This is a genomic window from Martinezella sp. CNPSo 3957 (genome assembly GCF_057784395.1).
In genome coordinates, this window is the sequence record NZ_JBXSOU010000006.1 from 292,611 (window position 1) to 305,101 (window position 12,491).

The window sequence follows — 12,491 nt, forward strand, 5'->3', positions numbered from 1 at the left end:
TTCCCGACCGGCGGGTTTCCACCGTGGCGGCCGCTCATGTCGCCGGCTTGATCCCTATTTGGCGAAGAGGCTGTTGATGTCGGCGAAAGCCTTCATCTCGATGGCATTGCCGCTCGGGTCCTTGAAGAACATGGTCGCCTGTTCTCCCGGCTCGCCCCGGAAGCGGATATAGGGCTTGATGACGAATTCGATGTTGGCTTTCGTCAGCTTCTCGGCGGCGGCCTCCCATTCCTCCATCGACAGAACGACGCCGAAATGGCGTACCGGAACGCCATGGCCATCGACGGCATTTGCCGCCACGTCGGTCGTTTCACCCGGCGCCAGATGGGCGACGATCTGATGGCCGTAAAAGTTGAAATCGATCCAGTCAGGCGAACTGCGGCCTTCGGGGCAACCGAGAAGGCTGCCATAGAAGGCTCTCGCCGCAGCGAGATCGTTGACCGGAAATGCGAGGTGGAAGGGATGAAGCGGTGCTGCGCTCATGATCGTCTCCAAGAAGCGAAGTGATGCAGAGATGAATAAGATACATTTTTCTCTATGAAAAATGGTATATCGTGATGTTGAGGTACAGGAAAAATTATGAATCATGATTGCGGAACTACAAACCCTCGTGGCTATCGCCCGCTTTGGAACGTTTGCTGCGGCGGGAGACCGGATCGGCCTGACGCAGGCCGCAGTCAGCGGGCAAATGAAGCGGCTCGAGGAAAGGCTTGGCGTTAAATTGTTCGAGCGGACCGGCCGCTCCGCGACACTGAATGCCGCCGGGCTTAGAACGCTCGAGCGCGCCAAGAGCATTATCGCGATGTTCGAGCACATTGCCGATCCCGTCGACGAGGCTTCGGGCGGCGAGCTGCGCGTCGGCGCAATCGCTTCCGTTCAATCGGCGCTACTTGCCCGCGCTCTCGGCCCTTTCCGTCTGCGATTCGCAAATCATCATCTCCGCGTTGTCCCAGGGGTCTCTCTGCATTTGCTCGACCTGCTCGATGCCGGCGAACTCGATCTTGCCGTGCTCATCGAACCACCCTTCGGCTTGCCCAAGAATCTCATCTGGCGGCCCCTGGTGCGCGAGCCCTATGTGCTTGCGGTTCCCGAAAAGCTGCAGGGCGATGATTGGCGGACGCTGCTGCGCGAGCAGCCCTTCATCCGCTATGATCGCAGCTCTTTCGGAGGGCGGCAGGTCGACCGCTTCCTGCGGTCGCATTCGATCGTTCCGCGTGAATCGGTGGAGGTCGACGACATCGCCGGGATTGCCGCATTGGTCGGGCATGGGCTCGGGGTGGCGCTTCTGCCTGTTGTCGACGGCAGCCCTCCTCCGGTGGCGCCGATCCGCATGGTGCCCTTATCCGAACCGGGGTTTTATCGCGAGATAGGGATATTGCAGCCGCAGGAGAGCACGCCAGCTGCAATCTGTCTTGCGGAATGCCTGATGGCGACGCAGCAATGAGGCCATATTCGGCGCAAAACCGTGCCTCGGAGACGGCGGTGGAAATGCCGTCTCTTCCTGACGCTCTTGCCAGGTGGAAAATATCCGTCATAGCTTTGCCACATGGCCGCTCCAATTGCGGCTCACATCCACTATGGAATACACCGCTACGTGAGGTCGGTCGTGCGCGTTCTGCTTGTTGAAGACGACAATATCCTCGGCTCATCGCTGAAGAAGGCGCTGGAAAAGCATGCCTACGGCGTCGACTGGATGCGCGACGGCGAATCCGGCCTCGAAGCGGCGGCGCATTCGCATTTTGCGGCGATCGTGCTCGATATCAATCTGCCGCAGCTAAGCGGCATGGAGGTGTTGCGGCGCATCCGGCAGCGGGGAAATTCCGTTCCCGTGCTGCTGCTGACGGCGATGGATTCCGTGCGCCAGAAGGTCGAGGGTCTGGATGAGGGCGCCGACGACTATCTGGTCAAGCCGTTCGATCTCGACGAGCTGCTGGCGCGGCTGCGCGCGCTCATCCGCCGACGTGACGGGCGGACCGAAAGCGTCATCCGCTGCGGCGACGTGGAGGTCGACCCCTCGGCCATGGTGGCTCGCAAGGACAATGTGCAGGTCCATACCACGGCGAAAGAATTTCATCTCCTGAAGCTGCTCATGGAGCGCAGCGGCCGGTACGTGACAAAGAACGATATCGAATATGCGCTCTATGACGCGGAAAACACCGTCGAGAGCAATACGATCGAAGTGACGATCTACAATCTGCGCAAGAAGCTCGGCACCGATTTCATCAAGTCGATCCGCGGCGTCGGCTATATGATCGAGCGATGAACAATTCCACGCTTACCCGCAAGCTATTTCTGCGCATCGCGCCCGTCGTCGTGGTGACGATCGTCGTGATCGCCGCCTTCGCCTTCAACAGCGCGACGCGGGAGATCAACAATATCTACGATGCCCAGCTCATCGACGATGCCAACGTGATCTGGAGCCTGCTGCGCCGGCCGCTGGAGAAGAATCCGGACCATGGCGCCAAGCAGATCGACGATATTGACTTCAACATGGATAATCAGCTGGCTTTCAACGAAGACGCTGATGACTATGCCGATGCGCATATGTTCCGCGCCTGGGTCGACGGCAATATCCGCTTCTACAGCAGCACCGCCTTCCTCTCTGACGTCCCGCAGCAGAAGGTGGGTTTTACCACGCTGACCTATGGCGGCGACGAATGGCGCGTCTATTCGCTGCCGATCCCGAACACGACCATCGTGATCGAACTCGGCGAAAAGATTGCGCTTCGCGAAACGCTCGTTTCCAACATTCTCCTCAATCTGTTTTTTCCGCTGCTGATGCTGGTGCCGGTCATCGGCTTTCTCATCTGGCTCGGCATCAATAGCGGCCTGCGCACGATTCATGGACTGGTACGGCAGATCCGTACAAGATCGCCCGATGATCTCTCGGCTATCCCCGTTGAAGAGCTGCCGCGCGATCTGCTGCCGCTTGGCCGGTCGATCAACCAGCTGCTGGAAAAGCTCGGCCAGTCGCTGACGCTGGAGCGACGCTTCTCCGATCTTGCTGCGCATCAGCTGCGTACGCCCCAGGCGAGCGTGAAGCTGCTTTTGCGGATGCTCGAAAACAGCGACAGTGATCAGGAACGGCAGACGATCGTTTCCGATCTCGTGGCCAGCAACAACCGCACCATTCATCTGATCGAACAGCTGCTGCGGCTCGCCAGGGTCAGTCACCACCCCCTTAATCTCACGTCGATCGAGCTTTATCACTGGATGGCGTCGCTCATTGCCGAGCTCGGCAATATCATCACCAGCCGAAAGCTCGACGTGGTGCTGGAAGGCGATGAGGCAATCCAGGTCAGAACCGATGAGGCGCTGCTGCGCATGCTCGTCACCAATCTGCTCGACAATGCGATCAAATACACGCCTGCGGGAGGGGAAATCAAAGTTTCCATCGCCTCGGAGGATGGCTTTGCCTGCATTTCCATCAGCGATAGCGGCCCCGGCATTCCGCCACATGAAAGGGAAGCGGTGTTCCAGCGCTTCTACCGCCTCCATACGCTGCATACCGAAGGGGCAGGACTTGGGCTTGCCATCGTCGCGGATACTGCGGACCGCCTTTCGGCAACCGTCGATCTCTCTTCTTCCCGTCTGGGTAGCGGTCTCCAAGTCGATTTGAGATTGCCGCTCAGCTAAAACTGACGGCCTCGTCGTTTTTCATTTTCGCATCATTTTCCGCTCATGCCCGGCTCATCTGAGGTTGTTAGACGCAACTTAAGATAAGGCGAAGGGGTATTTCATGCAGGTGTTTTGCGATTTTGATGGAACCATATCCATCGAAGACGCGACGGATATGGTGCTAACCCGTTTCGCCGGTTCCGAGTGGGAAGATATCGAGCAATTGTGGAAGCAGGGGCAGATCGGCTCCGGCGAATGCATGCGCCGGCAGATCGCTCTCATCGAGGCAAGCAGAGGCGAGCTCGATCGGTTTCTCGATACGCTGGCGATCGATCCCGGCTTCGACGCTTTCCTGTCCTTCTGCCGTCGCGGCGAATTGCCTGTCACGATCGTCAGCGATGGTGTGGATTATTTTATCCGGCGCATCCTGGCGCGTCATGGCATCGAGGGCCTGCCGATCGTCGCCAATGTGCTGACCTGCAGCGTTTCGCAGGGCCGCGAATCCTATTCGCTGTTTCCGCCGTTTACGGCGACCGGCTGCGTATCCGGCGCCGGTGTCTGCAAATGCCGCGTCGTCGATAGCAACGACCTTCAGGTCTACATCGGCGACGGGCGAAGCGACTTCTGCGTTTCCGACAAGGTCGACCTCGTTTTCGCCAAGGCCAAGCTTGTCGATTACTGCGAGGAAAACGGCATTCCCTATGTCGGTTTTGCAGATTTTTCCGACCTGCTTCCAAAGATGGAAGCCGTTCTCCCGAGCGTCGAGCGACGCTCCCGTACGCTGCCGCATTTCAAGACAGCGTAAAACAGACCGAGAGGCATTGAATGAAAACGAATGTAGCCGAAGCCTTCAGCGGTGAGACCGAGTCCGTCCGCTCCGAAGAGGAATTGCGCGCGCTTGAGGAGATCTATTGCTCCCATGGCGACACGGTTCACTATATGGACAAGCCGAAATTCTTCGAAGAATGCGAAGGCTCCTATGTCTACGATCGGACCGGGACGCCGTTCCTCGATCTGCAGATGTGGTACTCTGCCGTCAATTTCGGCTATCGCAACGAGCGCCTGAACGAGGCCGCGCACCGCCAGCTCGACCGTCTCCCGCAGGTCGCCTCGCAATATCTGCACCGCGAAAAGGTGGAGCTTGCGGCGATGATCGCCCAGGATGCGGAACGCAAGTTCGGTCACAAGGGCCGCGTCCATTTCAACGTCGGCGGCTCGCAGGCCGTCGAGGATTCACTGAAGCTCGTGCGCAATTACACCGGCGGCAAGAGCCTGATGTTCGCCTTCGAAGGCGGCTATCACGGCCGTACGCTCGGCGCTTCGGCGATCACCTCGAGCTACCGTTATCGCCGCCGCTACGGCCATTTCGGCGATCGCGCCCAATTCGTTGAATTCCCCTATTACTTCCGCGGCCCGAAGGGCATGTCGAAGGAAGAATACGGACATTATTGCGTCCAGAAGTTCGCCCGCCTGTTCGAGAGCGAATATAACGGCGTCTGGGACCCGAAGGCCGGCAAGTCCGAATATGCGGCCTTCTATATCGAGCCGATCCAGGGCACGGGCGGCTATGTCATTCCGCCGATGAACTTCTTCGTCGAACTGAAGAAGGTGCTCGATGATCACGGCATCCTGCTTGTCGTTGACGAAATCCAGATGGGCGTCTACCGCACCGGCAAGCTCTGGTCGATCGAGCATTTCGGCGTTTCGCCGGATGCGCTGATCTTCGGCAAGGCGATCACCAACGGTCTCAACCCGCTTTCCGGTGTCTGGGCTCGCGAAGAGATGATCAATCCGGAGATCTTCCCGCCCGGCTCCACGCATTCGACCTTCGCCAGCAACCCGATGGGGACTGCCGTTGCGCTCGAAACGATGAAGATGCTGGAAGAGCAGGATTTCGGCGCTGCGATCATGGAAAAGGGCGCACATTTCCTCGACGGGCTGAAGCAGCTGCAGAAGCGCCACGCCACCGTCGGCGAGGTCGATGGTCTCGGTCTCGCCCTGCGCATGGAAATCTGCAAGGACGACAGCTACACGCCGGACAAGGCGACGTTGGACTGGATGTGCGACGAAGGCATGAAGGGCGACCTTCAAGTCGGCGGCAGGACCTATGGCCTCGTGCTTGACGTCGGCGGCTACCACAAGAACGTCATCACGTTTGCTCCGAACCTGCTCATCACCCGCGAAGAGATCGATCTGGCGCTTGCGCTTCTCGATCAGCTTCTGACGCGCGCGGCCCGGAGATAAGACGGTGCAACTGCTGCTTCTTCATCTCGATGATGCTTTGGAGTTGCAGCCCGACTTCGTACGCGCGTGCAAATTCGCAGGCGCGTACCAGTATTTCGGCAAGAATGCCGGCCAGCAGGTTCGGCTTTGGAGCAAACAGGGTCCTCTTGACGATCTCAGCCGCGAGATCGTCAAGAACAGGCCTGCGACAGGTAAGACCCCGCAATTGTGCTTCATGGGCTCCGGTGATTTCCATCATATCACCGCCCTACTGCTCGACGACGCGCTCGAGCGGCAGTCCAGCGCGGCCACGCTGATCCATTTCGACAATCATCCGGATTGGGTCAAGTTCGACGGCGGCCTGCACTGCGGCTCCTGGGTCAACAGCGCACTTGCCAATCCCAGCATCCAGAAGGTCATTACGATCGGCGTCTGCAGCCATGATCTTCGCAGCCCGGAGCGAAAGGGAGCCAATCTGCACTGGCTCGGCGACGGCAAGCTGGAACTCTACCCTTACGAACATCCGCCGAGCCGCGTTCTGGCCGATTACGGCAATGGCGCCAGCTACCGCCAGGAACGGGGGGCGCTGCACTGGAAATCGATCGCCGAAATCGGCGAGGAAAATTTCATCGATCACATGCTCAGCCGCATTCGCACCGAAGCGGTCTATGTGACGATCGACAAGGACGTGCTGGCCGCCGACGATGCCGTTACCAATTGGGATCAGGGCCGCATGCGGCTGCCCTATCTCCTCTCCCTCATCAGCGAAATCGGCAGCCGTCACCGCATCATCGGCGCCGATGTCATCGGGGATTATTCGACCCCGAGTTATGCTGGCAGTCTTCGGACGCAGTTCATGAAGCGCGCGGAGATCTTCATCGATCAGCCGCGTATGCGCCAGGGCGCCGAGGCGATGAGAAACATCAACAGCGCAGCCAATCATGCGCTGCTGGAGGTGCTGGCGGAGTACATGGAATGACTGGCAGCCTGACACTTCCCATGCTGGGACTGATCCTATTCTGCATACTCGCGGAGACGGCCCGCGAAGTTTGCTTCAAGCAAACGGCCGGCGAAGGCACCCTGCTTTCGGCGCTGGCCAAGCCGATCACCTGGCTCGGCATTCTGTTCTGGGCCGTGGAGCTTTTCGCCTGGACGGCCGTTCTGGAGCGCGTCCCCCTGACTATCGCCTTCCCCCTGATGGCGCTGAGCTATGTGGTCATCGTGCTCGCCGGCGCCGTCATCTTCAAGGAAAACATCAACCTGCGCCACGCGACGGGCGTGTTCCTCGTCACCGCCGGCGTGGCTTGCGTGGGAGTTACAGGATTATGAAAATCTTTGCGCACACCCGATGGGATTTGGCACCGGTTCTGGCCGCTGTCGCCCATCTCGCCTTCGACGTCTATCTGATCGTCGGCTTCGAAAGCCGGCCGCTTTGGCTCTCGGCCATTCTAGGCTGCCTTTATGCCGTTTCGATCTCGTGGAACATCAACAGCATATCGCATAACTTCATCCATACGCCCTATTTCAAGCCGCGCTGGATGAACTACGGCTTCAGCCTGCTGGAGTCGGTCGCGATCGGTTTCTCGCAGACCTATTATCATTGGGTGCATATGCGCCACCATTCCGGCAACAGTGACCGGCCGGATGAGAAAGGCGACACTATCGATCTGCTGTCGATCTATCGCCATGGCCGCGACGGCCAGCCGGAAAACGTCTGGTCCTACACGTTTCTGAGCTTCTTCCGCGATAGCCTCGGCGACATCCACAAGGCGATCGCCCGCAACCGCCCCTTCGATGCGGCCTGGGGACGGTTCGAACTCTATTTCTTCCTAGGCCTCGCCGCGCTCGCGCTTGTCTACGACTGGAAAGCGGTGCTGTTCTTCGTGCCGTTCTATTATATCGGCAATTGCCTGTCGTCGCTGAACGGCTATTACGAGCATCTGAACGGCGATCCGGACGAGCCGATCGCCTGGGGCGTTTCGAGCCACAAATCCTTCTACAACTGGCTCTGGTTCGGCAACGGCTATCATGCGGAGCATCATTATCGCCCGCGGACCCACTGGACGAAACTCCAGGCGCTGCATGAGCAGATCAAGGACGAGCAGGAAAAGAATGGCACGCATGTGATCAGCACCTGCCATGCTCTTGGCTTTATGGCCAAGGAAAACCGGCCGTCGGAGCTCTCTCATGAAAGCTGACGAATTGAGCTTCTTCATGGAGGGCTCAAACGGCAAAGGCGTTCTTCTGATTCACGGTCTGACGGGAGCGCCTGCCGAAATGAAGCTGGTGGCTCGTCACCTCAACCGCAGGGGCTACAGCATCTATGCGCCGTTGCTCGCAGGCCATGGCGTCGATGCGAAGACCCTGCGCGGAACGAGCTGGGAAGACTGGCTAGCCTCTGTCGTCAGCGCATCGGAATTTCTTGCATCCAGAACGCAGGAAGTCTTTGCGGCCGGCATCTGCGTCGGTGGCAAGCTGGCGATGCTGGCCGCCGAACAGCAGAAGAAAACCATCAGCGCGGTGGCGATCTATTCTCCCTGCTTCAGCTATGACGGCTGGGACGTTCCCTTCTACTATCCGCTGCTGGCCTCCCAGATCGGCTGGCTGTCGCGCGTTCCGTTCCTCGATCGGCTGAACTTCAGCGAGACGACCTCGCTTGGGATAAAGGACGAGCGCATGCGCCGGCTGATCGAAGGCATGGCGAGCGAAGGCGTTTTGGAAAAATTCCCGGGCAAGGGTCTGGTCGAGATGCACCGGCTGGGCAAGGCTCTTCGCAGCCAGTTGCCGCAAATGCAGACGCCGACGCTGATCCTGCATGCCGAGGATGACGATCTCGCCAGCCCGAAGCATGCCCGTTACATTTCCGAGCATATCGGTGCTCCGCACGAACTGAAATGGATCACGGACAGCTACCACATGATCCATGTCGACCGGCAACACCGCCAGGTGGCCGATTTTACGGCCGATTTCTTCGAGGCGCGTCATGTCGCAGCCGCTGCTTAAAGTCCCGCCGCAGCCGATGGGCGATCCGGTGGCCGAAGTTCATGTCAGCATCCGCGCCATTGGCCGCGATGCCTGGAATGCGTGTTTCCCGGGTCAGGTCGAGGACTATGATTGCTTGCTGGCGATCGAAGAGGCTGGTCTTGAGGGGTTCGAATGGCGCTACATCACCGTCACGGAAGGCGGACGGGTCAGCGCAGCCATGCCAGCCTTTCTCTGCCTTTATGCCCTTGATACCACGCTGGAGGAAGGCTTCCTGCGTCGGTCCATGCGCAAGGTCCAGCGCTATTTTCCGAAGTTCCTGAAGCTGCGCCTTGCCTGCCTGGGTTCACCCTGCACGGAAACGGGGGCGATCGGCTTTCATCCCGACGTCGATGGCGAGCGCCGCGGCGTCTTGCTGGCCGAGATGCTGTCCTTTTTCGAGCAGGTCGCCGCGGCCGAGCATTGCGGGCTGATCGGCCTCAAGGATATTCCCGAGCCGACATCGGCCGAATTCGGCGCTCTATTTGCTGCGCGCGGCTATGCCTCGATCGGCGGCCTTCCGACGGCCTGGCTCGACATCGATTTCAAGACGGTCGACGAATATCTCGCCAGGCTTTCGTCCGGTACGCGCAAGGACATGCGCCGCAAGATGAAATCTTTCGAACAGGTCAGGGTCGAGATCCGGACCGATTTCGGTGAATTCCTGCCTGAGGTCATGGCGCTCTATCATGACACGCGCAATCGCAGCGAATGGCAGTTCGAAGAACTGACGCCTGCCTATTTCCAGGGCATTCTCGAGCGGATGAGCGGCCGCTCGTTCTGCGCCTTCTATTTTGTCGAAGACAAGCTTATGGCCGCCAATCTGATCGTCCATGACGAGCGCTTGGCGATCGACAAGTTCTTCTGCATGGATGGCGAAAAGGGCCGGCCCTACAATCTCTATTTCCTGAGCTGGTTCACCAATCTGCGCTATTGCCTCGATAATGGCTTGAGCCGGTACCAGAGCGGTCAGGCCTATTATGAAAACAAGGTGCGGCTCGGCAGCAAGCTGACGGCCAATGCGATGTATTTCCGCCACCGCAATCCTTTCCTTCAGGGACTGTTGCGACTGGTATCGCCGCTGTTCTCGACAGATGAGGCGGATGTGTAATGCCGATGCGTCTTTCCTGGCTTGCCGTGCCGGTGCTGAATACCCTGTTCCAATTCTTCATCAAGCTCGGAGCCGAGCAGATGAACGGCGGGGGCGCGGAAAGCTGGCTGTGGCAAGCGCTCTCTTCCTACTGGATATTGGCAGCTATCGCCGTCGAGATCGTGACCTTCTTCATTTGGATGAACGTGCTTGCCGAGCTCGATCTCAGCCGCGCCTTCCCGCTTTCCGGCATTAGCTACGTGCTGATTATCGCGACAGGCTGGTTCATCTTCGGCGAGCGTGTCGTCGCCCTGCAGGTGGTCGGCAGCGGTTTGATCCTCCTGGGGGTCTGGTTGATCGCAGGAGCCAATGCAGCGCCGGAAGAGCGTGACGATTGGCATGTCAAGCATGACGGGCTGCGCAGCAGCGCCGGTAAGGATAGATGATGACCGGTTCTCCAGCTGAAAGCCGCCCCACAGGCAAGAGCAATGTCCTTTTCTCCGGCGTTGTAGACTGGTGTGTGAAGCGCGCGCTGTCTTCGATCGTGACGCGCGGCGCATTGACCGTGACCACGGCCAGTGGCCGTGTGCTCTCCTTCGGCGACGGCACCGGCAAGCCGGTCCATGTCCGTTTCACCGACGACCGCGCAGAATGGGCGCTCCTCATCGATGCCGATAAGCGGCTTGGCGAGCTCTTTATGGATGGCCGCTTCATCGTGGAGCAGGGTACGCTCTACGATTTCGTGGCGATGATGCTGCGCGAAGGGCAGAACAGTACTCACCCCCTCATTGCCCGCATCATCGATCATATCAGGACGAAGCTGCGAATTTTCCGCCACCGCAACCTTCCGGGACGATCGAAGGCGAATGTCGCGCACCACTACGATCTCGACGGCAGGCTCTACGAACTCTTCCTCGATCCGGACCGGCAATATTCCTGCGCCTATTTCGAGCATGCAGATCAATCGCTTGACGACGCGCAGATTGCCAAGAAGCGGCATCTCGCCGCCAAGCTTTTGATCGAACCGAACAACAGTATCCTCGATATCGGCTGCGGCTGGGGCGGCCTCGCGCTGCATATGGCCGAACATGCACCGGGCGGTTACGTGCTCGGCGTGACCCTATCGGAAGAGCAGCATGAATATGCGTCGAAGCGGGTCGCCGACAGGGTCGGCGGAACGCCGGCGGAGGTTCAGTTCGCGCTGAGGGATTACCGCAGCCTCACCGGCCGCTTCGACAGGATCGTTTCCGTCGGCATGTTCGAGCATGTCGGGCTAGCGTCCTACCGCACCTTCTTCCGCAAATGCGCTGAACTGCTCGAGGATGACGGCATCATGGTGCTGCACACCATCGGCTGTTCGGCGACGCCCGGCTTCACGACGCCGTGGCTCGACAAATATATCTTTCCCGGCGGTTATATTCCGGCGCTGTCCGAGATCGTACCGGAGATCGAGGCGGCGGGACTTGCCATCACCGATGTCGAGGTGCTGCGGCTGCATTATGCCAAGACGCTGGAGGCGTGGCGGGAGCGTTTCATGGCGCGTTGGGACGACGCCGCCAAGCTCTATGACGAGCGCTTCTGTCGGATGTGGGAATATTATCTTTCGACGGCGGAGGCCGCCTTCCGCTACGAGGATCTCGTCGTCTTCCAGATCCAGATCGCCAAGCGAAATGATATCATTCCGCTGACGCGCAACTATATCGCCGAGAATGAAGCGAAGAGTGCTTCAAAACTTGACGTTGAAGGTTCTGTTCAGCGTAAAGCCGATGATGTTCTGGTCGGGTGAGCCGAAGCGCGAGGTGATCGGGCTGTCGGCCGCATCGCCCACCAGACGGTTATATTTTCCGTAGACCTGCACGCTCCATTCCGGCGAGATCGTATAGGTCGCTGCCACGGTAAAGCCGACCGATTTCACGCCAGCACCGGCGTCGAAGGCATTGATATGCCCATGTCTGGCAGCTTCACTCTCCGAGATGCCGAAGTTGGTGCGCATATAGACTGAATTTGCCATCGACAGGCGAGGACCGGCGGACAGGAGCCATTTGTCTCCGAGCGGCTGGAACCAGTCGAGAGCGAAATCGCCGACCAGTCCATCGCCGCCCCAAAGCGACTGGCGTATTTCCGTGCGGAAGCGGAGCCGATTGTCCATCAGCCAATATTGGGCGAAGCCGCCCGCATCGAAGTTCCAGCGCACTCTGCGCTGGCTTTGCAGGTGCAGGTTGTTGATGTCGAAGCGGTCGTCCCGCAGTCCCACAACCGGGCCGATTTCGACGCCGCCGAGATCGAAGAGCTGATAATCGAAATTATCGTCCGGTGCGCTGTATTCCTGCGCCTCACCCAAACGATGGATGTCGAATGAGGGCAGGGCGCCGAAGGTATAATGCTTCGATCCCTCATAACTCGGGCCGTATTCCACGGTCGCGCCAAGCGTGACAACCCAGGTATCGGATGAGGATTTAGGGGTGTCATCCGCTGCTTTGGATGGGGTGGGAAACATACCGGCTATACACGCTGCCAGCAGCCCCGTTCCGGCCAGCAC

General features: G+C 59.1%; 14 protein-coding genes. 12 read left to right on the forward strand and 2 right to left on the reverse strand.

Annotation, left to right across the window (positions count from 1 at the left end; translation table 11 throughout):
• Positions 1-54: 54 nt before the first annotated feature.
• Positions 55-483 carry a VOC family protein gene (locus AC13QE_RS17085; RefSeq protein ID WP_488484539.1) on the reverse strand — a complete coding sequence of 143 codons (429 nt, stop codon included), beginning with the start codon at positions 481-483 and terminating at the stop codon, positions 55-57.
• 103 nt (positions 484-586) lie between these two features.
• Between AC13QE_RS17085 and AC13QE_RS17090 the strand changes: the two genes are divergently transcribed.
• The 12 genes from AC13QE_RS17090 to AC13QE_RS17145 all read left to right on the forward strand — a co-directional run bounded on the left by AC13QE_RS17090 (position 587) and on the right by AC13QE_RS17145 (position 11,738).
• A complete protein-coding gene (locus AC13QE_RS17090) occupies positions 587-1,444 on the forward strand; it encodes a LysR family transcriptional regulator (protein WP_112606596.1) in 858 nt (285 codons plus the stop codon).
• A gap of 162 nt (positions 1,445-1,606) precedes the next feature.
• Positions 1,607-2,263, forward strand: coding sequence for a response regulator transcription factor (locus tag AC13QE_RS17095; protein ID WP_041678005.1), 657 nt, complete (start codon positions 1,607-1,609; stop codon positions 2,261-2,263).
• Entirely contained in the window at positions 2,260-3,636 is a 1,377-nt protein-coding gene (locus AC13QE_RS17100) for a sensor histidine kinase (protein WP_488484540.1), read from the forward strand. Before AC13QE_RS17095 ends, AC13QE_RS17100 begins: the two co-directional genes overlap by 4 nt.
• A gap of 103 nt (positions 3,637-3,739) precedes the next feature.
• Positions 3,740-4,423, forward strand: a complete 684-nt coding sequence (locus AC13QE_RS17105; RefSeq protein WP_488484541.1) for an MtnX-like HAD-IB family phosphatase — start codon at positions 3,740-3,742, stop codon at positions 4,421-4,423.
• Between the two features lie 20 nt (positions 4,424-4,443).
• A complete protein-coding gene (locus tag AC13QE_RS17110) occupies positions 4,444-5,862 on the forward strand; it encodes an aspartate aminotransferase family protein (protein WP_015341518.1) in 1,419 nt (472 codons plus the stop codon).
• Positions 5,863-5,866: 4 nt separating this feature from the next.
• On the forward strand, positions 5,867-6,820 hold the full coding sequence (locus AC13QE_RS17115; protein WP_488484542.1) for an arginase family protein: 954 nt from the start codon (positions 5,867-5,869) through the stop codon (positions 6,818-6,820).
• Positions 6,817-7,170 carry a DMT family transporter gene (locus AC13QE_RS17120; protein WP_132719996.1) on the forward strand — a complete coding sequence of 118 codons (354 nt, stop codon included), beginning with the start codon at positions 6,817-6,819 and terminating at the stop codon, positions 7,168-7,170. The genes AC13QE_RS17115 and AC13QE_RS17120 overlap by 4 nt, the downstream gene beginning before the upstream one ends.
• Complete coding sequence (locus tag AC13QE_RS17125) at positions 7,167-8,039, forward strand: fatty acid desaturase family protein (protein WP_488484543.1); 873 nt, start codon at positions 7,167-7,169, stop codon at positions 8,037-8,039. The genes AC13QE_RS17120 and AC13QE_RS17125 overlap by 4 nt, the downstream gene beginning before the upstream one ends.
• Positions 8,029-8,844, forward strand: a complete 816-nt coding sequence (locus tag AC13QE_RS17130; RefSeq protein WP_488484544.1) for an alpha/beta hydrolase — start codon at positions 8,029-8,031, stop codon at positions 8,842-8,844. Before AC13QE_RS17125 ends, AC13QE_RS17130 begins: the two co-directional genes overlap by 11 nt.
• A complete protein-coding gene (locus AC13QE_RS17135; RefSeq protein WP_488484545.1) occupies positions 8,825-9,973 on the forward strand; it encodes a GNAT family N-acetyltransferase in 1,149 nt (382 codons plus the stop codon). Before AC13QE_RS17130 ends, AC13QE_RS17135 begins: the two co-directional genes overlap by 20 nt.
• Positions 9,973-10,398 carry an EamA family transporter gene (locus AC13QE_RS17140; protein ID WP_207899649.1) on the forward strand — a complete coding sequence of 142 codons (426 nt, stop codon included), beginning with the start codon at positions 9,973-9,975 and terminating at the stop codon, positions 10,396-10,398. The genes AC13QE_RS17135 and AC13QE_RS17140 overlap by 1 nt, the downstream gene beginning before the upstream one ends.
• Complete coding sequence (locus AC13QE_RS17145; RefSeq protein WP_488484546.1) at positions 10,398-11,738, forward strand: class I SAM-dependent methyltransferase; 1,341 nt, start codon at positions 10,398-10,400, stop codon at positions 11,736-11,738. Before AC13QE_RS17140 ends, AC13QE_RS17145 begins: the two co-directional genes overlap by 1 nt.
• Here AC13QE_RS17145 and AC13QE_RS17150 read toward each other — a convergent pair.
• Entirely contained in the window at positions 11,679-12,449 is a 771-nt protein-coding gene (locus AC13QE_RS17150; protein ID WP_488484547.1) for a MipA/OmpV family protein, read from the reverse strand. The genes AC13QE_RS17145 and AC13QE_RS17150 overlap by 60 nt on opposite strands.
• Positions 12,450-12,491: the final 42 nt, after the last annotated feature.

Bases quoted from the DNA above. Each gene is read 5' to 3' on its own strand.
- AC13QE_RS17135 (WP_488484545.1), top strand. From the start codon at position 8,825: ATGTCGCAGCCGCTGCTTAAAGTCCCGCCGCAGCCGATGGGCGATCCG.
- AC13QE_RS17120 (WP_132719996.1), top strand. From the start codon at position 6,817: ATGACTGGCAGCCTGACACTTCCCATGCTGGGACTGATCCTATTCTGC.
- AC13QE_RS17100 (WP_488484540.1), top strand. From the start codon at position 2,260: ATGAACAATTCCACGCTTACCCGCAAGCTATTTCTGCGCATCGCGCCC.
- AC13QE_RS17145 (WP_488484546.1), top strand. From the start codon at position 10,398: ATGACCGGTTCTCCAGCTGAAAGCCGCCCCACAGGCAAGAGCAATGTC.
- AC13QE_RS17085 (WP_488484539.1), bottom strand. From the start codon at position 483: ATGAGCGCAGCACCGCTTCATCCCTTCCACCTCGCATTTCCGGTCAAC.
- AC13QE_RS17150 (WP_488484547.1), bottom strand. From the start codon at position 12,449: ATGTTTCCCACCCCATCCAAAGCAGCGGATGACACCCCTAAATCCTCA.
- AC13QE_RS17130 (WP_488484544.1), top strand. From the start codon at position 8,029: ATGAAAGCTGACGAATTGAGCTTCTTCATGGAGGGCTCAAACGGCAAA.
- AC13QE_RS17090 (WP_112606596.1), top strand. From the start codon at position 587: ATGATTGCGGAACTACAAACCCTCGTGGCTATCGCCCGCTTTGGAACG.
- AC13QE_RS17110 (WP_015341518.1), top strand. From the start codon at position 4,444: ATGAAAACGAATGTAGCCGAAGCCTTCAGCGGTGAGACCGAGTCCGTC.
- AC13QE_RS17140 (WP_207899649.1), top strand. From the start codon at position 9,973: ATGCCGATGCGTCTTTCCTGGCTTGCCGTGCCGGTGCTGAATACCCTG.
- AC13QE_RS17125 (WP_488484543.1), top strand. From the start codon at position 7,167: ATGAAAATCTTTGCGCACACCCGATGGGATTTGGCACCGGTTCTGGCC.
- AC13QE_RS17105 (WP_488484541.1), top strand. From the start codon at position 3,740: ATGCAGGTGTTTTGCGATTTTGATGGAACCATATCCATCGAAGACGCG.